Origin of the sequence: Wenzhouxiangella indolica (assembly GCF_042310355.1) — a bacterium.
In the GTDB taxonomy this organism is placed as follows: Bacteria; Pseudomonadota; Gammaproteobacteria; order Xanthomonadales; family Wenzhouxiangellaceae; genus Wenzhouxiangella.
Map to the genome: position 1 here is coordinate 44,179 of NZ_JBHJMR010000005.1, position 24,216 is coordinate 68,394.

Annotated in this window: 31 protein-coding genes and 1 pseudogene; 4 read left to right on the forward strand and 28 right to left on the reverse strand. The window is 62.4% G+C overall.

Annotated elements, in window-relative coordinates; translation table 11 throughout:
* Positions 1–32: 32 nt before the first annotated feature.
* From ACDC67_RS07695 to ACDC67_RS07820, 26 genes and pseudogenes are all read right to left on the reverse strand, one after another.
* A pseudogene (locus tag ACDC67_RS07695) lies at positions 33–1,673 on the reverse strand (bifunctional sulfate adenylyltransferase/adenylylsulfate kinase); the annotation flags it as partial.
* A gap of 95 nt (positions 1,674–1,768) precedes the next feature.
* Positions 1,769–2,110, reverse strand: coding sequence for a nucleotidyltransferase family protein (locus tag ACDC67_RS07700; protein ID WP_376692013.1), 342 nt, complete (start codon positions 2,108–2,110; stop codon positions 1,769–1,771).
* Entirely contained in the window at positions 2,103–2,516 is a 414-nt protein-coding gene (locus ACDC67_RS07705; RefSeq protein ID WP_376692015.1) for a nucleotidyltransferase substrate binding protein, read from the reverse strand. Before ACDC67_RS07705 ends, ACDC67_RS07700 begins: the two co-directional genes overlap by 8 nt.
* A 22-nt stretch (positions 2,517–2,538) precedes the next feature.
* On the reverse strand, positions 2,539–2,859 hold the full coding sequence (locus ACDC67_RS07710; RefSeq protein WP_376692017.1) for an addiction module antidote protein: 321 nt from the start codon (positions 2,857–2,859) through the stop codon (positions 2,539–2,541).
* Entirely contained in the window at positions 2,856–3,176 is a 321-nt protein-coding gene (locus ACDC67_RS07715; protein WP_376692018.1) for a type II toxin-antitoxin system RelE/ParE family toxin, read from the reverse strand. Before ACDC67_RS07715 ends, ACDC67_RS07710 begins: the two co-directional genes overlap by 4 nt.
* A 110-nt stretch (positions 3,177–3,286) precedes the next feature.
* Positions 3,287–3,760 carry a toxin-antitoxin system HicB family antitoxin gene (locus ACDC67_RS07720; RefSeq protein ID WP_376692020.1) on the reverse strand — a complete coding sequence of 158 codons (474 nt, stop codon included), beginning with the start codon at positions 3,758–3,760 and terminating at the stop codon, positions 3,287–3,289.
* Entirely contained in the window at positions 3,757–4,044 is a 288-nt protein-coding gene (locus ACDC67_RS07725) for a type II toxin-antitoxin system HicA family toxin (RefSeq protein WP_376692021.1), read from the reverse strand. Before ACDC67_RS07725 ends, ACDC67_RS07720 begins: the two co-directional genes overlap by 4 nt.
* Before the next feature lie 208 nt (positions 4,045–4,252).
* Positions 4,253–4,498 carry a PIN domain-containing protein gene (locus ACDC67_RS07730; protein ID WP_376692022.1) on the reverse strand — a complete coding sequence of 82 codons (246 nt, stop codon included), beginning with the start codon at positions 4,496–4,498 and terminating at the stop codon, positions 4,253–4,255.
* Positions 4,491–4,748: a type II toxin-antitoxin system Phd/YefM family antitoxin gene (locus tag ACDC67_RS07735; RefSeq protein ID WP_376692024.1), complete on the reverse strand. Its 258-nt coding sequence runs from the start codon at positions 4,746–4,748 to the stop codon at positions 4,491–4,493. The genes ACDC67_RS07730 and ACDC67_RS07735 overlap by 8 nt, the downstream gene beginning before the upstream one ends.
* Positions 4,749–4,967: 219 nt before the next feature.
* Positions 4,968–5,267, reverse strand: a complete 300-nt coding sequence (locus ACDC67_RS07740; RefSeq protein WP_376692026.1) for a nucleotidyltransferase domain-containing protein — start codon at positions 5,265–5,267, stop codon at positions 4,968–4,970.
* Between the two features lie 39 nt (positions 5,268–5,306).
* A complete protein-coding gene (locus ACDC67_RS07745) occupies positions 5,307–5,546 on the reverse strand; it encodes a type II toxin-antitoxin system Phd/YefM family antitoxin (protein WP_376692028.1) in 240 nt (79 codons plus the stop codon).
* Positions 5,547–5,549: 3 nt separating this feature from the next.
* Complete coding sequence (locus ACDC67_RS07750; RefSeq protein WP_376692030.1) at positions 5,550–6,065, reverse strand: DNA-binding protein; 516 nt, start codon at positions 6,063–6,065, stop codon at positions 5,550–5,552.
* Between the two features lie 343 nt (positions 6,066–6,408).
* On the reverse strand, positions 6,409–6,744 hold the full coding sequence (locus tag ACDC67_RS07755; protein ID WP_376692031.1) for a MarR family EPS-associated transcriptional regulator: 336 nt from the start codon (positions 6,742–6,744) through the stop codon (positions 6,409–6,411).
* A gap of 349 nt (positions 6,745–7,093) precedes the next feature.
* Complete coding sequence (locus tag ACDC67_RS07760; RefSeq protein WP_376692033.1) at positions 7,094–7,516, reverse strand: type II toxin-antitoxin system VapC family toxin; 423 nt, start codon at positions 7,514–7,516, stop codon at positions 7,094–7,096.
* The gene (locus tag ACDC67_RS07765; protein ID WP_376692035.1) at positions 7,513–7,776 is read right to left on the reverse strand and encodes a type II toxin-antitoxin system Phd/YefM family antitoxin; all 264 of its coding nucleotides are present in this window, start codon (positions 7,774–7,776) and stop codon (positions 7,513–7,515) included. Before ACDC67_RS07765 ends, ACDC67_RS07760 begins: the two co-directional genes overlap by 4 nt.
* Before the next feature lie 220 nt (positions 7,777–7,996).
* Positions 7,997–8,410 carry a type II toxin-antitoxin system VapC family toxin gene (locus ACDC67_RS07770; protein WP_376692037.1) on the reverse strand — a complete coding sequence of 138 codons (414 nt, stop codon included), beginning with the start codon at positions 8,408–8,410 and terminating at the stop codon, positions 7,997–7,999.
* Positions 8,407–8,676 (reverse strand): type II toxin-antitoxin system Phd/YefM family antitoxin, encoded by a 270-nt coding sequence (locus ACDC67_RS07775; protein ID WP_376692039.1) that lies wholly within the window; start codon positions 8,674–8,676, stop codon positions 8,407–8,409. Before ACDC67_RS07775 ends, ACDC67_RS07770 begins: the two co-directional genes overlap by 4 nt.
* Positions 8,677–9,445: 769 nt before the next feature.
* Positions 9,446–10,807, reverse strand: coding sequence for a nucleotide sugar dehydrogenase (locus ACDC67_RS07780; RefSeq protein WP_376692040.1), 1,362 nt, complete (start codon positions 10,805–10,807; stop codon positions 9,446–9,448).
* 107 nt (positions 10,808–10,914) lie between these two features.
* On the reverse strand, positions 10,915–11,301 hold the full coding sequence (locus ACDC67_RS07785; RefSeq protein ID WP_376692042.1) for a four helix bundle protein: 387 nt from the start codon (positions 11,299–11,301) through the stop codon (positions 10,915–10,917).
* A gap of 68 nt (positions 11,302–11,369) precedes the next feature.
* The gene (locus ACDC67_RS07790) at positions 11,370–12,404 is read right to left on the reverse strand and encodes an NAD-dependent epimerase (RefSeq protein ID WP_376692043.1); all 1,035 of its coding nucleotides are present in this window, start codon (positions 12,402–12,404) and stop codon (positions 11,370–11,372) included.
* Positions 12,405–12,422: 18 nt separating this feature from the next.
* On the reverse strand, positions 12,423–12,599 hold the full coding sequence (locus ACDC67_RS07795; RefSeq protein WP_376692045.1) for a four helix bundle protein: 177 nt from the start codon (positions 12,597–12,599) through the stop codon (positions 12,423–12,425).
* Positions 12,562–12,792, reverse strand: coding sequence for a type II toxin-antitoxin system HicB family antitoxin (locus ACDC67_RS07800; RefSeq protein ID WP_376692046.1), 231 nt, complete (start codon positions 12,790–12,792; stop codon positions 12,562–12,564). Before ACDC67_RS07800 ends, ACDC67_RS07795 begins: the two co-directional genes overlap by 38 nt.
* The gene (locus ACDC67_RS07805; protein WP_376692047.1) at positions 12,789–13,316 is read right to left on the reverse strand and encodes a type II toxin-antitoxin system MqsA family antitoxin; all 528 of its coding nucleotides are present in this window, start codon (positions 13,314–13,316) and stop codon (positions 12,789–12,791) included. The genes ACDC67_RS07800 and ACDC67_RS07805 overlap by 4 nt, the downstream gene beginning before the upstream one ends.
* A gap of 1 nt (position 13,317) precedes the next feature.
* Positions 13,318–13,707 (reverse strand): hypothetical protein, encoded by a 390-nt coding sequence (locus tag ACDC67_RS07810; RefSeq protein ID WP_376692049.1) that lies wholly within the window; start codon positions 13,705–13,707, stop codon positions 13,318–13,320.
* Between the two features lie 158 nt (positions 13,708–13,865).
* On the reverse strand, positions 13,866–14,894 hold the full coding sequence (locus ACDC67_RS07815; RefSeq protein ID WP_376692051.1) for a UDP-glucuronic acid decarboxylase family protein: 1,029 nt from the start codon (positions 14,892–14,894) through the stop codon (positions 13,866–13,868).
* Positions 14,895–16,019: 1,125 nt separating this feature from the next.
* On the reverse strand, positions 16,020–17,117 hold the full coding sequence (locus ACDC67_RS07820; RefSeq protein ID WP_376692053.1) for a tetratricopeptide repeat-containing glycosyltransferase: 1,098 nt from the start codon (positions 17,115–17,117) through the stop codon (positions 16,020–16,022).
* Between the two features lie 75 nt (positions 17,118–17,192).
* Between ACDC67_RS07820 and ACDC67_RS07825 the strand changes: the two genes are divergently transcribed.
* Both ACDC67_RS07825 and ACDC67_RS07830 read left to right on the forward strand, forming a co-directional pair.
* Entirely contained in the window at positions 17,193–17,915 is a 723-nt protein-coding gene (locus ACDC67_RS07825) for a hypothetical protein (protein ID WP_376692054.1), read from the forward strand.
* 31 nt (positions 17,916–17,946) lie between these two features.
* Entirely contained in the window at positions 17,947–19,350 is a 1,404-nt protein-coding gene (locus ACDC67_RS07830; protein ID WP_376692055.1) for a collagen-like domain-containing protein, read from the forward strand.
* Between the two features lie 609 nt (positions 19,351–19,959).
* On the opposite strand, the gene glmS is transcribed toward ACDC67_RS07830, so the two are convergent.
* Positions 19,960–21,792: a glutamine--fructose-6-phosphate transaminase (isomerizing) gene (gene glmS / locus ACDC67_RS07835; RefSeq protein WP_376692057.1), complete on the reverse strand. Its 1,833-nt coding sequence runs from the start codon at positions 21,790–21,792 to the stop codon at positions 19,960–19,962.
* Between the two features lie 235 nt (positions 21,793–22,027).
* The gene (gene rfaH / locus ACDC67_RS07840; RefSeq protein WP_376692059.1) at positions 22,028–22,543 is read right to left on the reverse strand and encodes a transcription/translation regulatory transformer protein RfaH; all 516 of its coding nucleotides are present in this window, start codon (positions 22,541–22,543) and stop codon (positions 22,028–22,030) included.
* A 420-nt stretch (positions 22,544–22,963) separates the two neighbouring features.
* On the opposite strand from rfaH, the gene ACDC67_RS07845 reads away from it, so the two are divergent.
* Positions 22,964–23,206 (forward strand): hypothetical protein, encoded by a 243-nt coding sequence (locus ACDC67_RS07845; RefSeq protein ID WP_376692060.1) that lies wholly within the window; start codon positions 22,964–22,966, stop codon positions 23,204–23,206.
* Positions 23,184–23,618, forward strand: coding sequence for a PIN domain-containing protein (locus ACDC67_RS07850; protein WP_376692062.1), 435 nt, complete (start codon positions 23,184–23,186; stop codon positions 23,616–23,618). The genes ACDC67_RS07845 and ACDC67_RS07850 overlap by 23 nt, the downstream gene beginning before the upstream one ends.
* Positions 23,619–24,216: the final 598 nt, after the last annotated feature.

The following is a 24,216-nucleotide window of genomic DNA, read 5'->3' on the forward strand; positions in this document are numbered from 1 at the left end:
CGTTTTGATTGCGTTGTGCGCGTAACGCCAGTTCAATGCAGTACAGTCTGGCCCGTCAGGTAGCCGAGGTGCTCGAGCTTGAGCAGGATTTGCTGGACGGCCTTGTCTGGTTGGACGTTAGCCGTGTTGATTTCCAGTTCGGGATTCTCCGGTTCTTCATATGGGTCGGAGATACCCGTGAACTCCTTGATGATGCCCTCGCGCGCTTTCTTGTACAGGCCCTTGCGGTCGCGTTGTTCGCACACTTCAAGCGGTGTGGAGACGTGGATTTCGATGAAGCCGCCGTGGGGTTCGATCATGTCGCGTACTTCGCGTCTTGTGGCGGTGTAGGGCGCGATGGGGGCGCAGATGGCGATGCCGCCGTTCTTGGTGATTTCGCTGGCGACATAGCCGATGCGCAGGATGTTGAGGTTGCGGTGTTCTTTCGAAAAGCCCAGTTCGCTCGAGAGGTTCTTTCTGACGATGTCGCCGTCGAGCAGGGTGGTCTGGCGCCCGCCCAGTTCCATCAGCTTGACCTGCAGGGCGTTGGCAAGCGTTGACTTCCCCGAGCCGGACAGGCCGGTGAAGAAGATGGTCACGCCCTGTTTGGCTCTCGGCGGGTGGGTGCGGCGCAGTTCGGCGACGACTTCCGGGTAGCTGAACCACTCGGGGATGTCCAGGCCCTCGCTCAGGCGACGGCGGATTTCGGTGCCGGAAATTTCGCGCACCTGGTCGTCGGGCCGGATTTCGTCAGCCGGGACGTACTGGGCGCGGGTTTCGACGTACTTCATCTCGCGAAACGGCACCATTGTGATGCCGGTTTCGCGCTCGTGTTCGGCGATCAGTTCCTGGGCGTCGTAGGGGCCGTAGTAGCCCTCGCCCGTTTTGGGGTTGCGCGGGCCGGCGTGGTCGCGGCCGACGATGAAGTGCGTGCAGCCGTGGTTGGCGCGGATCAGGGCGTGCCACAGGGCCTCCCTGGGGCCGGCCATGCGCATGGCCAGGTTGAGCAGCGACAGGGCGGTGGTCTGCTCGGGGTAGCGCTTGAGGATGTGCTCGTAGCAGCGCACCCGCGTGAAATGGTTGATGTCGTTGGGCTGGGTGCGGCCCACGACCGGGTGGATGAGCAGGTTGGCTTCCACTTCGCGCGCGGCGCGGAAGGTCAGTTCCTGGTGGACGCGGTGCATGGGGTTGCGCGTCTGGAAGGCGACGATGCGCTCCCAGCCCATTTTCCTGAACCAGGCCTTGAGTTCAGCCGGGGTGTGGCGCAGGTGGACGAAATCGTAGTGCAGCGGCGGCTGGACGAGCTCGACCTTGCCGCCGATGTAGTAAGGATGCGTGCGCTCGAGCAGGCGGGCCACACCGGGGTGGTTGGCGTCGGTGGTGGCGTAGACGGCCTCGGCTTCGGCGCGGCGGTCGGGTTGCCAGATGTCGCTGACCTGCATGGTGGCCAGCAGGACGCCTTCGGGGTCGCGCAGGCCGATGGTCTCGCCAGTGTCGATGGTTTTGGCGAAGGTTTCGGGGGCGTCCAGGGTGATCGGCATCGGCCACAGTTGGCCGTCGGCCAGGCGCATTCCCTCTAATACCGACTCGTAGTCTTCTTCCCCCAGGAAGCCGGTTAGGGGGGCGAAGGCGCCGTTGGTTAGTAGTTCCAAGTCGCATAGCTGTCTTGGTGCCAGGGCGTAGTCTGTTGCCGGTGGCGAGTTGGGGTGGCGGGTTGGGGTGGGGTGCATTTGCGACTTAAGGTTTCAGGGTTCAGGTTTCAGGTTTCAGGAAAAGCGAAAACAGTGGGTTACGGGTTGCGGGTTACGGGCCGGTTTGTTGCGGGTTTTTCGTAGAGTTTTTGGCCGATTGCTTGTATGTGTTTGCGCAGGGCCTGGTTTTCTATTCCCGACTCGATTGACAGGTCGATCTGGTAGGGCAGGTCCAGGTCGTCGAGTTGTGTTTCGATTTCTTGCAGGTCGGTCCAGCTCAGCGTACCCCTGAGTGTTAGGTCTATGTCGGACCCGGCTCGGTAGCTGCCCTTTGCGCGAGATCCGTAGATGACGGCTTCCTGTACTTCGGGGTGTGCGATCAGCACGTTTCGGATCTGGGCGATTTCATCGGGCGTCAGCCCCCAAGTTCGCCTATTCATGACGCTGGGCCAGGGTCTCGAAGTGTTCTCGCAAAGCCTTTAGCCGAGGCTGGTATTGCGATTCGATGCCGGACAGGATTTCGCGCATGGTGCTCTCGTTGTAGGTGTGCGCGGTGCGGTTTCGATCCTGGAGCATCGACATCCAGACCTGGCCTTCTTCGATCAGGCCGAGCTTGAAGCTTTCTCTAATGGCATCGCGGGCACCGGTGATGTCACTATCACCCTGCCAGGTGAGGTAGTCCTTGAGCAGATTCCAGGCCAGTTCCCAGGTGAACTCGAATGCCTGGATGACGCCTTGCTTCTCCAGGTCGGACAGCTCCCGGGTGCGCATCAGTTCGACGGCGCTGTCGAGTTGCGCGGTGGCTCGGGTGTAGTTGTCCAGGCGTTGGTGCCAGCGAGGGGGCATGGGGTTTTGCGGGTTACGGGTCTTAGGCGGCGCGGTCGATGGGCTTTACGGACAGGCGCATGCCGACGGTTTTGAGTACAGCTAGCAAGGTCTTTAAAGTCGGGTTGCCTTTCGGAGACAGGGCCCGGTAAAGGGATTCGCGATTGATGCCCGCTTCGGCAGCAACTGAGCCGAGTCCGCCGTAAGCTTCGGCAATGGTTCGCAGTGCCAGAAGTCCGGCTGCCCGGTCGTCGGGGTCATCAAGCGATTCCATAGCTGCTTTTAAGTATTCGACGGCCAGGTCACGGTCTGCACGAAGCTCCTCTATTTCGGCTTCGTGATGTGAAACTGAGGCTGCTGTCACTTCTGTCGCTCCTTCCAGTCTTGCAGGTAGCTTCTTGCGGTCTCGATGTCCTTTTGCTGACTGGATTTATCACCACCGCTCAGCAACAGGATCCAGGCTGCGCCTTGTTGGGCGAGGTATACGCGGTACCCGGGTCCAAAGTGCATCCGAAGTTCGCTGACACCTTTGCCAACGGGCCTGATGTCGCCAAGATTGCCGGCCGCCAGGCGCTGGAGGCGAATTCTGATGCGTGCCTGTGCGCCTTTGTCGCGTATCCCGTTGAGCCAGTCTGAGAACGGGACTTGTCCGTCCTTACGCTGGTAGCGGTACAGCTTCATTCTAGCAAGGCTGTAGCTTAAAAGCTACTAGCGAGTTCTTCTTTTCAGCAGGCTGAGGCTTCGCGGGGTAGTTGACATTCGCGAATTGCTCGGCCACGGTCGCGGGTCGCTTAGGGGGTCCAGGTGCCGCGGTCTTCGGCTAGTTGCTGGTCGATTTCCTGCCTGCTGCGGCCTTTGGCTGCTGACTTTCCTGGCAGCTTTTGTCCAACTGGCTGGTTGCTGTCTGTTCTCGCGGCAAATCGTGTGCCGGTATGGAATGCGAGCAGGGATACCAGGTACTGGTTGAGGCTGATGCTTTCGTGTTGGGCCTGCTCGGCGAGTCTGCGGTGCAACGCTTTCGGGACGCGCAGGGTGACGCGGCCGCTGTAGTCGTCCTCGACGATTGCAGGTTCCGGCATGCGGCGGCCTCGCTCGGCCATGATCTTGGCGGTGGTTTCAATGGTGTCCACGGCCAGCTCGTAGGCTTCTTCCCAGGTGTCGCCAAAATCCACAACGTCGGGCAGCTCCCGGACACGGGCCTCAAACAGCTCCTGGCCGTCGACTTCGACTTGGCGGATGGTGATGTTGTAGGCATTTGCGTTCATCTGGCGCGATCCTCCATGATTTCTTGTAGATCGTCTCTGTATTGTTTCACCAGAGCAAGCATTGACCTGACGTAGTTGCGCTTCACTTCCGGGTCTTTGCCGTGGCCGCAGGTGTAGCTGGCGGAGAAGAACTCCTCCAGGCCTGGGTGGGTGACCACTTTGTGTCCCTGTTTGCTTCCATCTCGCACCTCGAAGCCTAGCGACTCGAGAATTTTCTGCAGTTTGCTGCAGCGCATCGACGCGCCGGCTTGCTGGAGGGACTGTATGGCCTCGGTGACCGTCATGCGCCGCCCATTATGACACTGTATATGGTGTCATGTTCAAGTGTTCACCCGGTTTGGAGGACGCTTTTCCACAAGCTGCTGATTTTTCTGATGAAAAAACCGTCGGGTTTTGGGGCGACACAGGCTTTAGGGGCAAGGCTCGGTAAATCAGGGTTCCGGGTTCCGGGTTCCGGGTTCAGGAAAACCAGGAAATCAACAATATCGTGGTTCAGAGGGCCTGGTCTGGTTGGGCCAGGTGGTTTTTGCAGCCCAGGGCCTCGGCGGATTCCTGCAGCTTTTTGTCGGCCGTGATGATCGGCCAGCCGTTTTCTGCGGCAATGGCCAGGTGCAGGGCATCGAGGGTGCGCAGGCTGGTGCTTCGCTGTTGCAGTGCCTCGGCGGTGGTCGTCAGGGGCTCTGCCCGGTAGAGCGGCGCGATGACGCTGGTGTCGAAATAGGCGCGCGTTTCAGCCACGTTCGTCGCGGAGTTCGCGGATCAGGTCCGCGGCGCTGGTTCTTGCCGGCGGCAGGCTGTTGCGCAGTGCCTCGCGCTCGGTGGCGCGCGCAGCGGCGATGGTGCCTGGCTCTTGCTTCGGCTGTTCTCGCGGGCTCGTCAGACGCGCCACGACGCGGCCGCGGCGCGTAATTTCCACTTCCTCGCCTTGCTCGACGGCCTTGAGTAGGTGGCTGAGTTTTTGTCGGGCTTCGCGGATGCTGAATTGCATTTTTTTGGGACCTGGTGTGTACATTTGGGAGTGTACGCGGGTTACGGTTTACGGTTTACGGGGTCGGCTCGCCTGCGGCGTTGCCGGTGTGGAATAAGGTTTCTGGTTTCAGGGAAACCAAGGAGACCGGGGTTTCGCGTATCTCTTTGCGCTGGCGCTGGGGTTCGATTTGGATCACCCGGGCCAGGAATTGCAGTCGTGGTTCGTCCTGCGGGGCGGTCACAGTCTTGTTCCCTGTGTGCGTGCGGCTTTGTGGATGGACTGCTCCGGAACGCCTTTGGCGTGCACCACAACGTCTACGTGTCGGCCGTACATGCTGCGCGAGACGCGTGCTGACAGTCGTGCGGCCAGCATGGCGGGGTTTGCCGGGGTGTCGGCGGTTTCGACCATCAAATCCACATCGCCGCCGCGGCGGCTGTCGTCTGCGCGTGAGCCGAATAGCCAGACTTGTGCGTCGGGGCCGAAGATTTCGGCGGTGGCCTGTTTGATCGTTTCGATTTGGTGGTCTGTCAGGCGCATTGGGTCTTGGCGGGCGTGGCGTCAGGAGTTCTAGTGAGTTCAGCGTCTGGATTGATCGCGCATCTGTTCACGCCCCATCTCGTCGAAATCGTCCGGAACCTCGATGCGGCCCTTGAGAAAGCCGATTCGTTGATGTTTCTCGCCTGCGGGGGCGTCCAGGGCGCTGACTCGGACCATGGGCTTTCCGGCCTTGGCGATGATGAAGCTCTCTCCGCGAGCCGCTTTATCGACCAACCGGGACAGGTGCATCTTTGCTTCGTGAATGTTGACGACTTGCATCTTTCAAGCTGTCGCTGTTTGTTGCGGCGCGTAGATCCTGGCCTGCTGGTTCTGAATTTGCGTATTCAGTCGAAGCGTCTGTTGGGAAACGGCTCGAAGTGCTTCGGCCACGTCGTACCGTTCTTCCTGATCGAGCCAATCCAGCATCGGCGCCAGGTGCCAGAGTGACGGGTTGCCGCAATGTGCCGGGCGCGGAAAGTCGTGCCTCGACTGCATGAGCTTGCGCAATGCTTGCCTCGAGATGCCGGCGATTTCGGCTATGTCGGTCAACCCGACCAGATCCGGGGTTGCCTCGATCAGCTCGGCTCCCGGTAGCGCGGATTCGACGTCACGAACGGCGGAGTCTACGGCCGCTGTCGCGGTTTCAGCTTCTCGATCGAATTCCAGTGCGATGCGGCCGGGGTGACCGGTACCTACCATGGCGTCGTCGCAGCCGCACTCAGCGAGCGCCTCGACCAGGTCGTCGGTATTGGCGGACTTCTCGGGAAGCCTGAAGATCAGTGAGAAGTTGTAGTTCATGAGTCTGGCTCCTCTTGATCCGATCCTGTGCACTTGTCGACGGCTCGAAGAATCTGCTTTGCGTGGCCTTCCGGGTTTCTCGGCGTGGACCAGATGCTGGCGATGCAGAAAACGCCGCAGCGGCAGTCGGGATCGTTATAAGGGCAGTACATTCGGCCCCAGCAGTGACCACCTTTGCTTATTTCGATGCGCCATCCTTGCGATTCGGCGTGCCTGATGGCTTGCTCGATTCCTTTGTCGGGGTGACTTTTTCTCACTGGAGATTGTGCGGGCAACTCGCGGAGTTGTCAAGTGACAACCAACGTTGCTTCTGCAGCGTCTCATTCGGACTTGGGCGAGCCGTCTATCCGGCAATTTCTTCGCGAAGGCGCTGGATTTCGGCGGTCAGGGCTTCGTGTTGCCGGATTTTTCTTTGCAGGAAGCGCTTGGTCAGGCCGGCTTTTTCGCTCAATCCTCGGGGGGTGAGCTGGTAGAGGTAGCGGGCCTTGTGCTTGCTGCGGCTGAAGTTGGCGGCCTTGATCAGACCCCTGTCGACCAGGGCGCGCAGGCAATAGTTGGTTTTGCCCAGGCTGATGCCGAGCTCGCCGGCGAGTTCGCGCTGGGTCATTTCCGGGTTCTGCGACAGGGCGCGGAGAATCTGGAAACGGGTTTCGCTGTTGGGTACGGGGCTTTCGGGCACGCTACCGCCATTGGGTGCAGCCCCAATGGCCCGTGAAATCGGATTGTGCGGCCTGTTCAAAATTGAACAAGGCCGGGCGCGGAGCGGGGGGCTGGGTGGTGCGATTCAGTGTTCGGGAATCGCTGGATTCGGATCCCCCCGGTTTTTTCCAGCGCTGGGAAGGATTCTAGTGGGGGGGTGGGGGAGTGTCAACGGGGGTTGAAAGAAGGTTTCAGGGTTCAGGTTTCAGGTTTCAGGGGGAACAGGCGGCGGGGTACGGGTTACGGTTTACGCGATACGGGTTCCGGTTTCCGGTTTCCGGTTTCCGGTTTCCGGGGGGGGCATCGGCGTTGGCGGGTGGGGTTTCTGGTTAGATGGTTGTCATTCCTTGTGCGGTGGCGGCTTTGTTGAGGCGGCGGTCGAAGGAGGCGAACTGGACGTTTTGTCCGCTTTGGGCGGCCAGGTAGCTGGCGGTTGCCAGTTGCACGGCGTCGTAGGCGCGCAGGGCGTAGAGTTCAGCGTGTTCGCCGGCGAGTTCGACGATGGGCTGGCTGACTTCCATGACGAAAAAGTCGTCCCAGTCGGTGGCCAATGCTTTTCTGGCCTGGTCGAGTGGGGGTTCGTCTTCCGGGGTCGTTCTCGCTCGCCGCGCCAGGGCGGCGTAATACTCGGCCCAGGCAATGCGGCTGACGGCCAGGACGGCAGCTTGTCCGGCGGCCTGGTGCGTGATTTCGCTGCCATCCTCGACCACATAGAGCTTGACCAGGGCCGAGGTGTCTAGGAACAGAATCACCCGCGCTCCCGAAGCACGGTGGTGGACAGTGGTTCGCCCTGACCACTGATTCTGATCTGGGCGCCGGCCGGCTTTCCGCCGCGCCAGCGGGCTTCTCCGGCAGCCAGCAGGCGGGCCAGGCCGTCGTCCTGCGTGTCGGGCACACCGGTGATGCGCGCGATTTCCTTGCGATGAGAAGTGACCCGAATCACCTTGCCGGCGCGTGCTTCGGCCAGGTATTGCGACAGATGGGCCTTCAATTCGCGGATGGAGACGGTCATTTGTGGTCACGGATGATTTTTCGGGGATTTTATTGTGGTCACTTGTGGTGGGGGTGTCAAGGTTGGGGGAAGAAAGGTTTCAGGGGAAACAATCGGCGGGTTACGGTTTACGGGTTACGGGTTACGCGATCGGGGTGGGGGGTGCGGGGTGCGGGATGGCGCTTCGTGTCGAGTTCCGGGACGATGCTTGGCCTTGGTTTCGGCGGTTGGTTGTTTGCGATTAGGTGATTTGGTGGACGATTAGGTCCTCGATTTTGCTGAAATCGCCGTCGCCTGTGACGAAGGCCGTGGGCTGGGGTAGCTGCAGGGCGCTTGCTGCCTGGAGGGCGTCGGGTGTTTTCAGGCCGTGTGCTGCGCGGAGTCGGGTGGCTTGTTCAATGACTCTGCTGTCCAGCTCGATGATCGTCAGGCCGGGGTCCGAGAAAAATTGGTTGAATTTCCCGAGTCTTGTTTCGTCGCCGCTTCTCATGGGGTGGAATCGGCACTCCAGAAGGCTCAGGGCCGAGATCACGAGCGCGGGGTCGTCGCTGTCGCTGGCCAGGGTTGTCAGGACTTCGCGGGTTGTTTGCTGGATCGTTGGTTCGCCCTCGAGTAGGTAGATGATGGCGCTGGCGTCCAGGAAAATGGGGTTCAACGGTCCCAGGCTCCACGTTCTTCCCGAAGCTGCTCGTCAATTTCCTGCTTCGAGCGTCCGGCTTCGTTGGAGGCGTTGAGAAGCTGGTTCCACAGCGCGGTTCGCGCTCTTGGCAGATCCGTCAGGCGCCGGTATTCGTCTTCGCTCAGGATGACGTAGCGGGGCTGGTTGCGCTGGATGACATGGACCGGGCCGCGTTGGAGCGCTTCATCGACGGCCGCGATGCCTCGTCGCTTGATTTCCTGGGCGGTGATGGTGTTTTCCATTTTGGTTGCCGCGAGTACTGTAACTGGTGCAGATTTTAGCACTGGGGGTCTAAAGAAGGTTTCAGGGTTCAGGTTTCAGGTTTCAGGGAAAACAGGCGACGGGTTTCGGGTTACGCGATCGGGGTGCGGCGCGGCTGGCGTTGGGGGACGGCTTTGCCGTGCTGGATGGGTGCGTTGGTCTGAGCGGGGGGCGTAGGATGTGTGGAGGCCGGAGGCCGTAACGCATCGGCTGCGGTTGGGTTTGGCTGATGCGTTGCGCTTTGCTCCACGCATCCTACGGTCGATGATTCCGCGGTTTACGGGTTACGGTTTACGGATCACGGGCCAGTGATCAGGGACCAGGGGGACGGCTTTGCCGTGTGGGGTGGGGGCGCTGGTCTGAGCGGGGGGGCGTAGGATGTGTGGAGGCCGGAGGCCGTAACGCATCGGCTGCGGTTGGGTTGGGCTGATGCGTTGCGCTGCGCTCCACGCATCCTACGGTCGATGATTCCGCGGTTTACGGTTTACGGTTTCCGGTTTCCGGACCACGGACCACGGACCACGGACCACGGACCACCGACTCCGCTTGGGTTTGGCTGATGCGTTGCGCTTCGCTCCACGCATCCTACGGTCGATGATTCCGCGGTTTACGGTTTACGGATCACGGGCCAGTGACTAGGGCGACGGCTTTGCCGTGTGGGGTGGGGGCGCTGGTCTGGATGGGGGGCGTAGGATGTGTGGAGGCCGGAGGCCGGAACGCATCGGCTGCGGTTGGGTTTGGCTACGAGGACTACAGGCGTGCATCCACGATTTCCGCCGGCAGGGCGCTTTTGAGGTCGTAGATGATGCTTTCGGGTTTGAGCCAGTGGCGGATGCCCGGGTTTTCGGCCTGGGTGAATTCGCGGTGGGCGACGCAGAGGATGGCGGCGTCGTAGGTTTGTTTGGCCGGGGATTCGGTCAGGTCGAGGCCGTATTCTTCTTTGGCCTCGGCCGGGTCGGCCCAGGGGTCGTGGACGTCGACTTGCAGGTTGTAGTGCTCGAGGGCCTTGATGACGTCGACCACGCGGGTGTTTCTCAGGTCGGGGCAGTTTTCCTTGAAGGTCAGGCCCAGGACCAGGACGCGGGCGCCGGGGCGGTAGCAGCCCTTGGCGGCCATGAGTTTGATCATTTCGCCGGCGACGAAGGGGCCCATGCCGTCGTTGGTGCGCCGGCCCGACAGGATCATCTGCGGGTGGAAGCCGATCTGCTGGGCCTTGTGGGTCAGGTAGTAGGGGTCGACACCGATGCAGTGGCCGCCGACCAGGCCGGGCTTGAAGGGCAGGAAGTTCCACTTGGTGCCGGCGGCTTCGAGCACCGAGGTGGTGTCCAGCCCCAGGCGGTGGAACAGCATGGCCAGTTCGTTGACCAGGGCGATGTTGACGTCGCGTTGGGTGTTTTCGATGACTTTGGCGGCCTCCGCTACGCGGATGCTCTTTGCTTTGTGGGTGCCCGCACTGACGATTGACGCGTAGAGTGAGTCGACAAAATCTGCCGCTTCGGCGGTTGAGCCGCTTGTGACCTTTACTATGTCGGAGACTCTGTGGGCTTTGTCGCCGGGGTTTACACGTTCGGGGGAATAGCCTGCAAAGAAGGTTTCAGGTTTCAGGTTTAAGGTTTCAGGGGTTTGCTCGCCTGCGGCCTCGCTGGTGGCTAGGGTTAGGCCGGATTCGGCTTCCAGGATGGGGACGCAGTCTTCTTCTGTGCAGCCGGGGTAGACGGTGGACTCGTAGATGACGATGTTGCCGGGGCTGAGCGCCTTGCCGACGGTTTTGCTGGCCGCGAGCAGGGGGCGCAGGTCGGGGCGTCGGTAGTCGTCGATGGGGGTGGGGACGGTGACGATGTAGACGCTGGCCTCAGTGATGTCGTCGATTTCGGTGGTCAGTTCGAGGTTGTCGGCCACGGCCTGCAGTTCCGACGCCTCGACTTCGCGGGTGGTGTCCTTGCCGGCTCGCAGTTCCTCGACTCGGGGTTTTTTGATGTCGAAGCCGATGACCTTGTATTTCTTGGCGAATTCGACGGCTAAGGGCAAACCGACATAGCCGAGGCCGATGATGGCGATTTTGGATTGGCCGGAGGTTAGGGAGGACTGGAGATTTTCGAATTGGTTTTCCATAAAGGTTTCAGGTTTCAGGTTTCAGGTTTCAGGAAAAGCAGTTTCGGCTCGCCTTTGGTTTTGCTGGGGGCGGCTTGCCTGTGGCATTGCCGGGTCAAATGGAGGTTTCAGGTTTCCGGGGGATCCTGGTCTGTTTCGTTGAGTTTGCTTGACCTGGCTTTGGCCAGGCCGCGGAGCATTGCGCCGATTTCTTTGCATTCCTGGACGATTCGGTCGGCGGTCTTTTGTTCGAGCAAGCCTGTTGATCTGGCTATGTAGGCCTGGGTTCTGAGTTCGGCTGCTGAGCCCTGGGCGATTTTCAGGAATCGGACGAAGTCCTTGTCAGTGCCGCGTTCGTAGCCTTCCGCGATGTTGGATGGGATCGACACCGCCGCACGCGTCATTTGATCCCTCAGGCCAAACTCCCGAGATCCGTCCAGGGCTTCGTACACGCTCCGAGCGAGCCGACAGCCCCGCTTCCAAACATCAAGCGATTCAAACGACTGATACCCCATCGACTACAAACCCCTGAAGATCAATGTGTTTTCCCTGAAACCTGAAACCTGAACCCTGAAACCCTATTTTAGGCCTTGTAGTAGTTGCGGTACCACTTGACGAAATTGGCCACCCCTTCTTCGACGTTGACCTGCGGCCGGTAGTCGATGGCATTGCTCAGGTTGGCGACGTCGGATTCGGTGTCGGGGACGTCGCCGGGTTGCAGGGGGAGCATTTCCATCCGGGCTTTTTTGCCCAGTTCCTGTTCCAGCACTTCGATGTAGCGCATCAACTCGACGCTGTTTTCGTTGCCGATGTTGTAGATGCGGTACGGGGCGATGCCGCTGGTGGACGGGTCGGGATTGTTGCTGTCCCAGTCGGGGTTCTTCGTCGGCGGTTTGTCGAGGATGCGGATGATGCCTTCGGCGATGTCGTCGACGTAGGTGAAGCTGCGGCGGTGTTTGCCGTGGTTGAAGACCTTGATCGGCTCGCCGGCCAGGATGGCCTTGGTGAACAGGAAAAGCGCCATGTCGGGTCGGCCCCAGGGGCCGTAGACGGTGAAAAAGCGTAAGCCGGTGCTCGGGATGTCGTAGAGATGGGCGTAGCTGTGGGCCATCATCTCGTTGGCTTTCTTGCTGGCCGCGTACAGCGTGAGCGGGTGTTCGGTGCTCTCGGACTCGGTGAACGGCATTTTGGTGTTGGCGCCGTAGACCGAGCTGGTCGAGGCGAACACCAAGTGCTCGATGCCGTGGTGGCGGCAGCCTTCGAGGATGTGCAGGGTGCCGGTGACGTTGGAGCTGACGTACACGTGCGGGTTCTCGGCGGCGTAGCGCACGCCCGCTTGCGCGGCCAGGTGGACCACCTTTCTCGGCTTGTGCTGGTCGAACACGGCTTCGACCAGGTCCCGGTCGGCCAGGTCGCCGGTGACGTGGTGGTAGTGCTCGTGCTCCTTGAAATGGGCCAGGCGATCGGCCTTGAGCTTGGGGTCGTAGTAGGGGTTGAGGTTGTCCAGGCCGACGACCTGTTCTCCCGCGTCGAGTAGGCGGCGGGTGACGTGGCTTCCGATGAAGCCGGCGGAGCCGGTGACCAGGGTCGGCCGGTCTTTTGGTGTGTTGGTATTCAAAGCTTGTTGCCTGCCTGGTTATTTGGTGGTTCGTTTCAGGTGAGCAATGAAGGCTGAGAGCCTTCTGCCCACGGTTTCGCATCGGGCCTGCAGGTCCTGGAATGTCAGTTCGTCGATCGAGCCATTATCCAGGGCTACGTAGAGGTGTGACTGTACTTCAGCGCACGAACCTCTCGCGATTTTTAGAAATTGCACGAATTCCTGGCGCCCTCGGCGGCCGAATCGGGTCGCCGTCTTCCCGCATCCCGTCAAGGTGAAACTCGATCGCTTCCCGGATCTGTTGCTCGAGCTCTTCCACGGTTGCGCCGGTGGCCACGCATCCAGGCAAATCCGGGACGTAAGCGGAGTAGTTGCCTTCTGCCTTTTCAATGACGATTGCGTATTTCATGCCTTTACGAATTGCTCACGAACGGTGCGAATCATGAACAAAAGGTGATCCTCTTCATTTTGGGTGATTCGTTCGACGGTATTGCGCGGCAGGTCGATTCCTTTCTGCTGGGCCAGCGTGAGCAGGTTGGAGGGGCTGGCGATGCACAGGCGAAGGGCTGTATCCATGGCTGCGCTCTGGACGATGTCATCACTCTCGTAGCGGGAGAACGCGACTGGCCCGCCGCCGAGTAATTGCGCAGCTAGCTTCTGGTTCAGACGCAGCCGTTTGCGGAATGCGCGAATCTCCCCTCCGCTGAGCAGGCCGTCGATTGATTTCTTGAATGCATTCATGGCGCGCTTGTTCTCGCGCGCATCCTCGGCGCCGGTGAGTTCGGCACCGCAGTGGTCGCAAACGGTATAGCGCAATTCTAGTTCACCGGTTTTGCCGCGGTGCTCAACAGTTTCTGTTTCCGCTCGAGCCTGCAACGTGCCTTCGCCACAGGCCGGGCAGGTGCGATCGGTCGTCTTGGCTGAGTCGTTCATGTCAGGTGTGCTCCGGGTGGCTGGAGACGATCAACAGGACCGAGCCGGTCCGGGAGATTGCATATTTGAGGTAGTAGGTGATGTCGACGCTCTTGCCGGCATTTTCGATCCATTCACTCCGAGTCACGCTCCAGGAATCGCAGGCCGCCCATGGACCTTCAGGGCTCTGTTGGCACCATTCGGCGCCCTGAAAACGACCGCCTTGAATCGCCGCGGCGACGAGTTGCGAAATATCCGATATGTCGAGTGACCACTTGGCCGCATCGCGGCCGGCTCTGCGCGTCCAGAACATCGCACTTTCAGTCTGAACCAGGGCCAGCACCTCGTCGGGATCATAGATGGGGGTTCTGGCGATGGTCCTGTTGCCGCCCGTAAGAGCGGCGTCGGGCACGGATCCTGGAAAGCGGCTGATGTTGCGAAGGCTATTATTTACCATAGTGATAAATATTGCAACCAGCGTGGCCGCGTTGCTTAGCTAAACCCCTCGCTTTCCCGGTTATTAGGCGCATTCTCGCTGTTGAGTCTTGGGAAGCGCATCCAGGGCCCTGATCAGGAACGGATCGTTGCCTGGGCGTTGGCGTCGGCCAGGAGTTTCTCGAAGTACTCGATGGTGCGATTCAGGCCGGTTTTCAGGTCGGTTGTGGGCTCCCAGCCGAGTTTGTCCCTGGCCCTTGTGATATCCGGGCAGCGGCGGACGGGGTCGTCGGCCGGGAGGGGGGCGTGGATCAGTTGGCTTTTGGAGCCGGTCAGGTCGATGACGGTTTCGGCCAGTTGGCGGATGGTGATTTCGGTCGGGTTGCCCAGGTTGATGGGGCCGGTGACTTCGTCGGGGGTGGCCATGAAGTTCACGAAGCCGTCGATGAGGTCGTCGACGTAGCAGAACGAGCGCGTCTGGTTGCCTTCGCCGTAGATGGTGATGTCCTGGCCCTGGAGGGCCTGCATGATGAAATTCGACACCACGCGGCCGTCGTTGGGGTGCATGCGCGGGCCGTAGGTGTTGAAGACTCTAGCGACCTTGATGGCCAGGCCGTGTTCGCGGTGGTAGTCGAAGAACAGGGTCTCGGCGCAGCGCTTGCCTTCGTCGTAGGTCGAGCGCGGGCCGATGGGGTTGACGTTGCCCCAGTAGTCCTCGGTTTGCGGGTGCTGCGTGGGGTCGCCGTAGATTTCTGACGTGGAGGCCTGGAAGATCGGGCATTTCAGGCGCTTGGCCAGGCCCAGCATGTTGATCGCGCCGTGCACGGAGGTCTTGGTCGTCTGGACCGGGTCGTGCTGGTAGTGCACGGGCGCGGCCGGGCAGGCCAGGTTCCAGATCTCGTCGCCCTCGACGTAGAGCGGAAAGGTCACGTCGTGGCGCTGGAATTCGAAGTGCGGGTGGTTGTGCAGGTGGCGGATGTTGTCCTTGCTGCCGGTAAACAGGTTGTCGATGCACAGCACGTCGTGGCCGTCGTCGATCAGCCGGTCGACGAGATGGCTGCCCAGGAAGCCCGCGCCGCCGGTGACGATGACCTGTTTTCTTAGGGTGTAGGCTCGCTGCGCTCGCGTTTTTTCGTTCTTTTGTTCGTTTGTTCTTTCGTTCATGGGGCTGGGGGCTTTAAGAAGGGTTCAGGTTTCAGGGTTCAGGTTTCAGGGTTCAGGGAAAACAACGGGTTCCCGGGGGCTCGTCTGCGGCATTGCCGAGTGGTGTGCTTCTGGCTGGGTTTGGGCACGCTACCGCCATTGGGTGCGGCCCCAATGGCCGTTGGAATCGGTGAACCAGGAGGTGTTCAAGCTTGAACGTGCCTGGCCGTGGTGACGGGGAAGGGGCGCTCGAATATCGGGTTTCCGGGAGGCGCTGGATTCGGAAATCCCCCGTTTTTCGCCAGCGTTGGCGGGGATTCTAGGTAGGTTGGGTGGGGTTGTCAAAGCGGGTTGGGTTTCGGTTTTTTGGTGCGGCGCGGGTGGCGTTGGGGGTGGCTTTGCCGTGAGGGGGTCGGCGTAGCTGTGAGGCGGGCTTCTTAGGATGTGTGGAGGCCGGAGGCCGTAACGCATCGGCTGCGGTTGGGTTTGGCTGATGCGTTGCGCTGGCGCTCCACGCATCCTACGGTCGACGATACCGGGGTTTACGGTTTACGGTTTGCGGATCACGGGCCACGGACTTCGATTGGGCGTGGCTGATGCGTTGCGCTTCGCTCCACGCATCCTACGGTCGTCTGGGTGTTTTGGTTCGGCGCTGATGGTGGTGGGGCGTTGACGGTTGTTGGGCTTCGTAGGATGTGTGGAGGCCGAAGGCCGTAACGCATCGGCTGCGGTTGGGGTTGGCTGATGCGTTGCGCTGGCGCTCCACGCATCCTACGTTAGACGGTTCCGCGGTTTCCGGTTTCCGGACCACGGACCACGGACTCCGCTTGGGTTTGGCTGATGCGTTGCGCTTCGCTTCACGCATCCTACGGTCGACGATTCTGCGGTTTACGGTTTACGGTTTACGGACCACGGATCACGGATCACGGATCACGGATCACGGGCTCCGCTTGGGTTTGGCTGATGCGTTGCGCTTCGCTCCACGCATCCTACGTTCATCTGGGTGTTCTGTTTCGGGTCGGGGTTGGGTTCGTAGGATGTGTGGAGGCCGGAGGCCGTAACGCATCGGCTGCGGTTGGGTGTGGCTGATGCGTTGCGCTGGCGCTCCACGCATCCTACGGTTGGTTGGTCGGTTGGTTTTTCGGGTTAGCGGCGGAAGTGTTGGAGGTTTTGCTGGATTCTGGGGCGTTCCTGGGTGGGGAGGGTTTCGGTTTCCAGGAGCTGTTCGGCCAGGGTGGTGGCGGTTTTTCGGTTGCCTGTCCAGTAGCTGGCGACGGCCAGTTCGTCCTTGGCGCGCCATTGGTAGACGCTGGCGTCGACGAAAAGGATGTCCCGGGGCCTCGGGATGTCGGCGGCGCGGGTGGCGAACAGGTGGGCTAGGGCGTGTTCGCCGCGTTCGCGGTGTATGCGGGCGAGTTCGACCAGGGGTTCGGCGCGTTGGGGGCGGTTGTTCCAGGCGGCTAGGTAGGCGCCGACGGTTTCATCGCGCGCTGCGCCGGTCTTTTCCATCAGGCGCGCGGCTTCGAACAGCGCGCAGTAGACCTCTTCGTCCCAGCCGCCCATTTCGGCGCGGCGGCGATAGGCTGCCAGCGCGCGGGCGTGTTCGCCGGCGTCGCGCAGGCTCTGGGCCAGGTAGAACTGGTAGCGGGCGTTGTCGGGCTCGGCGTCCAGGGCGGCGGCCAGGGTGCGGGCGTCCTCGAGGTATTTCTGCCGCGCGGGCCTGCGGTTGCGGGCGCTGTCGAAGTGACCGACTTGCGACAGGCCTTCGAGCACGGCCTGCTGGAACGGCTGCTCGCTGGCGAGGAACTCGTGCAGCACGCCTTCGAAGTGCCAGGGGTGGTCGGCGCGCAGCAGGCGCGGCAGGTAGAACTCGTTGCTGCCGCCGGGGCGCTGGCGGATCTGCCAGGCCTGGATGTCGCGGCGTTCGGGCAGCTCGAATCCCCGGTCGATGATCAGTTCCTCGTCGGCGTCGATCAGCAGCAGCCAGTCGCCTTGGTTGCGCGCCAGCGCCAGGGCTTCGCTGCGGTTGTGGCCGAAGTCGACCCACTCGCGCCGGTGCAGCTCGCCGGGCCGGTCGGCGAGCAGGGATTCGATGCGCGCGGGGGTGTCGTCGGTCGATCCGGTGTCGACGATGCACCAGCGCGTGACCAGCGGCCTGACCGAGGCCAGGCAGCGCTCGATCACGTGCGCTTCGTCGCGCACGATCATGACCAGGCAGATGTCGGGTGTTTCAGTCGATGTCATACCGATATTTCTTGTGCCGCCGCTCGGGCTCCGCTAATCTTGTTCGCAGAGGGTATCTACTGCAAGGGGATTGCTTTGAAATTCAGAAACTTTTCCATCGCCGCCTGCCTCCTGCTAGCGGCCGGGTCGTCGTGGGCCGGTATTTCCGTCGGCAGCGGCGGGGCCATCTCTCTGGGGCAGGGCGCGCTCGACCTGGGCGGCGGCAATCTCGTCATCGACGGGCAGTTCGACCTGGGCGGCGGTGCCGTTTCGGCGGTCGGCGACGTGATCATCACCGGCACGCTCGACGGCGGCAGCGGCGCGCTCTCGCTGGGCGGTGACTGGATCAACGATGGTGCCTTCGACGCCGGCAGCAGCCAGGTGTCGATGACCGACGATGCCGGCGACGATTCGCTGATCATGGGTGCCTCGACTTTCAATGCGCTGTCGCTGACCAGCTCGGCCGGCGGCGGCTTCGTGCTCGAGAGCGGGCTGACGCAGCGCGTGACCAATGCGCTGACCATCCTGGGCGCCAGCGGCCAGCCGGTGCAGATCCGCAGCAGCTCACCGCCGCAGGTGGCCGAGCTGGTGCTCGACCCCGGCGGCAGCCAGAACATCGCCTTCGTGGGTGTCTCCGACGTGCACGCCACCGGCCAGCACCTGGCGCCGAACGAGACCAACCAGGGCGGCAGCGGCAACGCTTTCGGCTGGTTCGGCATCGGCCCGCTGGCGGTGCCCACCCTGTCGATCGGCGGGCTGATCCTGCTAATCCTCGCATTCTTCGGCGTGGCGCTCTTTCGCCGCGGCGGCGTTACCTGACAAAAACCCCGTTCAAAGAGGGAATGATTCCATGAAACGAGCCTTGCGCTACACCCCGCTTGCCGCGGCCATGACCGCCGCCCTGTTTGCCCACAACGCCAGCGCGCAGAACGACGTGGTCGTTCAGGCGCCGCCGGGCGGTACCGTGCAGATCCAGGACGCGGCCGGCAATACCGTTCATCTCCAGGTCAACGACGACGGCACGCTGACTCTGCCGGGTATCGGGGGTGATACCGAGCAGACTTCCGTATTGTGCTTCGAGGCCGGCAGCGGCGTGGTGGGGCCGTGTACCGCCACGGCGGCGATTGGCCCGACCGGGCCGACGGGTCCGACCGGTCCGATCGGCCCCACGGGGCCGACCGGTGCGCAGGGGCCGACGGGCGCGGACGGTGCACAGGGGCCGACCGGGCCGATGGGTTCGACCGGCCCCGTTGGGCCGACCGGAGCCGACGGCGCGCCGGGTCCGACGGGCCCGCAGGGCGCTCCCGGGCCGACGGGGCCCGTCGGGCCGACCGGCGCGATGGGGGATACCGGGCCGCAAGGAATTCAGGGTCCGACCGGGCCTGTCGGGCCGATTGGCCCGACCGGCGCACAGGGTCCGACCGGTGCGCAGGGTTTGCAGGGGCCGCAGGGCGATACCGGCCCGGCCGGTCCCACCGGACCGACTGGCCCGATCGGCCCCACCGGTTCAACGGGTGACATGGGCCCGCCCGGCCCCCCCGGCCCAGTCGGCCCGATAGGCCCCATGGGTCCGCAGGGACTGCAAGGTGATACGGGTCCGGCCGGCCCGACCGGGCCCACCGGATCGACCGGCGCCACGGGTCCCATGGGCCCGACCGGTCCTGCCGGCGACAGCTACACCATCGGCACCGGCCTGGAAGAAGACGCCGGCCTGCTGACGCTGCAGCGTACCGGCTGTTCGTCGGGGCAGGTGCTGCAGTACGACGGAACCAGCTGGTCGTGTGTGACGCCGGCTTCCGGCGGGGGACGTGGGTTCGATGTGCTGATCAACGGTACGTCGATCGACGATCCGTCGGAGGATCTGGCCTACCTCGGCTTTACCGGCGACGGCCTGGCTTTTCTGACCACTGAGAATTACCAGTTGGAGCTCCGCGACAACCAGTTGCAGCGGGCCTATATCCTGTATGCCAATGCCGGCTGTTCCGGCACCGCGCGTGTTTATGCGGCGGAAGGCCAGACCGGAAGCGCGTTCCCGGGCGACTTGTTCCAGAGCAACGGCACTGCCTACTACGTGGACAAGGCCGCGACTGTGGCTTCATTCGCCTACCAGTCGTTCTACGACTTCGCTGCCAGCGCGTGCAGCGACACGACCAGCAGCGACCCTGCTGCGCCTTTTCTGGGCAACAACGCCGGCGTGACCGGGTATTCGATCGCGGATCCGACGAACATGGTGACTTCGTTCCAGAGGAACTGATTGGTTTTGGTTGGTTTTTTGGTGCGTTGGTGTTTTGGGGCGGCGCGGATGGCGTTGGGGGCGGCTTTGCCGTGAGGCGGGCTTCGTAGGATGTGTGGAGGCCGAAGGCCGTAACGCATCGGCTGCGGTTGGGTTTGGCTGATGCGTTGCGCTGGCGCTCCACGCATCCTACGGTCGACGGTTCCGCGGTTTACGGTTTACGGTTAACCGACCACGGGCCACGGACCACGGACCACGGACCACCGACTCCGCTTGGGTTTGGCTGATGCGTTGCGCTTTGCTCCACGCATCCTACGTTCATCTGGGTGTTTTGTTTCGGGTCGGGGTTGGGTTCGTAGGATGTGTGGAGGCCGGAGGCCGTAACGCATCGGCTGCGGTTGGGTTTGGCTGATGCGTTGCGCTGGCGCTCCACGCATCCTACGGTCGACGATTCCGGGGTTTACGGTTTACGGGTTCCGGACCACGGACCACGGACGCCGCTTGGGTTTGGCTGATGCGTTGCGCTTCGCTCCACGCATCCTACGATTCGAGGTCCGTATTCCGTGGTCCGTAACCCGTAACCCGTAACCCGTTGTTTTCCTGAAACCTGAAACCTGAAACCTGAAACCTTTATTCCACAGTCACCGACTTCGCCAGGTTTCTCGGCTTGTCCACGTCCGTGCCCTTGAGCAACGCGACGTGATACGCCAGCAGCTGCAGGGGCAGGGTGGCGATGATGGGGCTGGTGGTGTTGTTCATGCCGGGGACTTGCAGGTTGGTGGTGCCTTCGCCGTCGTGCATATCAACATTCTCGGCGATGAAGTTGATCAGCTGGCCGCCTCTTGCGCGCACTTCCTCGAGGTTGGACCGGAGCTTGCCGAGCAGGTGGTCGTCGGGGGCGACGGTGACGACGGGCATGTTTTCGTCGACCAGGGCGAGCGGGCCGTGCTTGAGTTCGCCGGCGGGGTAGGCTTCGGCGTGGATGTAGCTGATTTCCTTGAGTTTCAGGGCACCTTCTAGGGCGATCGGGTAGTGCGTGCCGCGGCCGAGGAACAGGGCGTGGTGCTTGTCGACGAATTCCTCGGCGATGTGCTTGACGGCTTCTTCCAGGCCCAGGGCCTTTTCCATCAGGCCGGGCAGGGCGCGCAGGGACTCCACGGCGGCTTTCTCGGCGGCCTGGTCGAGGCGGCCGCGGGCGCGGCCGAGCGCGAGGGCCAGCCAGTACAGGGCGGCGAGCTGGGTGGTGAAGGCCTTGGTCGAGGCCACGCCGATCTCGATGCCGGCCTGGGTCAGTAGCCGCAGGCCCGATTCACGCACCAGGGTGGAGCCGGGCATGTTGCACAGGGCCAGGGTCTGCAGGTAGCCGTTGTCCTTCGCGAATCGCAACGCGGCCAGGGTGTCGGCCGTCTCGCCGGACTGAGAGATTCCGATGAACAGGGTGTTGGGCGGGGCGACCGGTTCGCGGTAGCGGTATTCGCTGGCGACTTCCACGTTGACCGGGATGCCTGCGATCGACTCGATCCAGTAGCGCGCCACCAGGCCGGCGTGGTAGCTGGTGCCGCAGGCGATGATGTGGATGTTCTCGATCTTGGGCAGGATGGCGTTGGCTTCCGGGCCCAGGGATTCGGTCAGCACGCCGTGGTGGCCGAGCTTGTCGGCCAGGGTGTTGGCCACGGCTTCGGGCTGCTCGTGGATTTCCTTGAGCATGAAGTGGCGGTATTCGCCCTTGTTGGCCACCTGGTCGGCGTGGGCGTAGCGCTCGGTCTCGCGCTCGAGGGTCGCACCCTTCAGGTCGAATACGCGCGTTTCCTGGCGGTCGACGCGGGCCAGGTCGCCGTTTTCGAGGTGGATGAAGCGGTCGGTGACCTGCAGCAGGGCCAGCGGGTCGGAGGCAATGTAGTTTTCCTCGACGGATACGCCGATGACCAGCGGTGAGCCCATGCGGGCCAGGTACAGCGCTTCCGGGTCTTCGGGCGTGATCGCGGCCAGGGCGTAGGCGCCCTCGAGGCGCTCGACTGCGCGCGAGAAGGCGCTGGCGAAGTCTGCCGCGCCGGCACGCTCGTGGGCGATCAGGTGGGCGATGACCTCGGTGTCGGTCTCGGAGGCGAACTCGAAACCGGCCGATTTGAGTTCCCGGCGCAGGGCTTCGTAGTTCTCGATGATGCCGTTGTGCACCACGGCCAGGGTCTGGCTGGAGCGGTGCGGGTGGGCATTGGCCTCGGTCGGCTTGCCGTGCGTGGCCCAGCGGGTGTGGGCGATGCCGGTGTGCGATTCGATCGGGTCGGCCTCGAGCGAGTCGGCCAGGGCCTGGACCTTGCCGACTGCGCGCCGGACTTCGATTGACCGGCCGTCGAGCACAGCCACGCCGGCGGAGTCATAGCCGCGGTATTCCAGGCGGCGAAGGCCTTCGAGGAGGATGGGGGTGATGTTGCGCGCCGAGGTGGCGCCTACGATTCCGCACATGAAAAATTTTTCTTCGAAAAATTGGGTTTAAGGTTTAAGGAAAAGAAGGTTTCAGGGTTCAGGTTTCAGGTTTCAGGAAAACGAAAAAGGGGTTCCGGGTTCGGGGTTCCGGGTTCCGGGTTCCGGAAAACATGAGCGTTGAGCTCGGCGTGCACTCAGTCCATCGCGGCGAAGCCGCCCTGCAGCGCCCGGACGCGCCGCCTGAAACCTGAACCCTGAAACCTGAAACCTTCATTTAAATGACCTTCCGAATCGTATTCTCCGGCAGTTCCACCTTTCGCTCGTGTTCGAGCAGTTTGAGCAGCACCACGACGCGGTCCTTGCCGCTTCTGGCCTGGAATATGGCCCTCAGGCCGGCCATGGCGCCGTCGGTGATTTCGACCGCGTCGTTGGGTTTGATCTCCATGGCCCGGCTCATGTCCACGGCGCCGAAATTGTCGTGGCGCTGCTTCAGGAAGTCGATGAATTCGTCCGGCACCCACGGCACGCGGTCACCGAAACGCACCAGGCCGATGGCGCCGCGCGTGGAGCGAATGGTACTCCAGTCCTCGGCGTGCGCACAGAGGTTGACGAACAGGTAGCGCGGGAACATGGGCAGAACGCGCACCCGCGACTGGCCGCCGCGCGGTCGCGTGCGTGCCCGGATTCGCGGCAGGAATACCTCGAATTCCTGGTTTTCCAGGTGCGCTTCGGCCCGCCGTTCCTGGCCGGGCCTGCAAAAAATCGCCCGCCAATGGCGCTGGTCTTGCATGGTCTGCCCCTGATTTGCTGGTGATGTCGCCCTTTGCCGTATTCAGGATACAACAGGTGGTCGGAAGTCGGAAGTGGGGGGTTGGCTGGTTGGCTGGTTGGGCAGCTGCCGAGTGTTGCGCCGCGGCTGTGCCGTGTGGGGTCCGGGGCGATTGCCGGGCGAACTTCGTCGGATGTGTGGGGGCGGCGGCAACGCGTCGGCTTCGGATGGGTTTGGCTGATGCGTTGCGCTGACGCTCCACGCATCCGACGCGTCTGTGGCCGAGTTCTCTGGTCCGCGTCGGTGGTCCGGCGTGGTCGTAGGATGTGTGGAGGCCGTAGGCCGTAACGCATCGGCTGCGGTTGGGTATGACCGTTGGGTTGCCCGGTGTTGCTGGAAACGCTGATTGACACGCAGTTCGTGTTGCACTAGGTTCGTGTTATGAAGAACGTGACCATTACGCTTGATGAGGAGACGGCCCGCTGGGCGCGTATCGAGGCGGCTCGGCGTGGGACCAGTGTTTCGAAGCTGGTCGGGGAAATGCTGCGCGAGCGTCGCGAGCTCGAGGCGAGCTTCGAGGCGGCTGGGCGGCGGTTTCTCGGTCGTTCGCCCGCGCCGATGAAGAGCGCCGGCGAGTCCCATCCCACCCGCGAGAGCCTCTATGACCGCGACGTACTTCGTTGACACCAACGTCTTCGTGTATGCCCGTGATTGCAGCGAACCGGCCAAGCACAGCCGGGCGCGCGAGTGGGTGGAGCATCTGTGGACGACCGGTACGGGGCGGTTGAGTACGCAGGTTATCAAGGAGTATTACCAGGTCGTCACCCGCCGACTGGATCCCGGGCTGCCCAGGGAAGAGGCGCGAGCCGACATTCGCGACATGCTGACGTGGCGGCCCGTCGATGTGTCCGCGCAAGTGCTCGAGCAGGCGTGGTCGATTGAAGACCGATACGGGTTTTCGTGGTGGGATTCGATGATTGTTGCCGCCGCCTGCCACTTGCGGTGCGATTATTTGCTGTCCGAGGATCTTCAGAGTGGGCAGGAGGTTGATGGAGTGGTTGTTGTCGATCCGTTTTTGACGGCGGTTAATGAGTGATTCTGGTTCCGGTTTCCGGTTTCCGGGTTCCGGTTTACGGTTTACGGCGGCAGCGTCTAGCGTTGTGGGGCGGCTTCGCCGCGCGTGGTCCGGGGCGACCGCCGGGCGAACTTTGTCGGATGTGGGGGCGGCGGCTGGAACTCATCGGCTTCGTTTGGGTTTGGCTGATGCGTTGCGCTTCGCTCCACGCATCCTACGCGACTGTGGCCGACTTCCCTGGTCCGCGTCGGTGGTCCGGCGTGGTCGTAGGATGTGTGGAGGCCGTAGGCCGTAACGCATCGGCTGCGGTTGGATGTGGCTGATGCGTTGCGCTTTGCTCCACGCATCCTACGCGACTGTGGCCGACTTCCCGGGTCCGAGTCGGTGGTCCGGCGTGGTCGTAGGATGTGTGGAGGCCGTAGGCCGTAACGCATCGGCTGCGGTTGGGTGTGGCTGATGCGTTGCGCTTCGCTCCACGCATCCTACGCGTCTGTGGCCGAGTTCTCTGGTCCGCGTCGGTGGTCCGGCGTGGTCGTAGGATGTGTGGAGGCCGTAGGCCGTAACGCATCGGCTGCGGTTGGGTGTGGCTGATGCAAGGAAGGCGCCAACGGCCTCACGT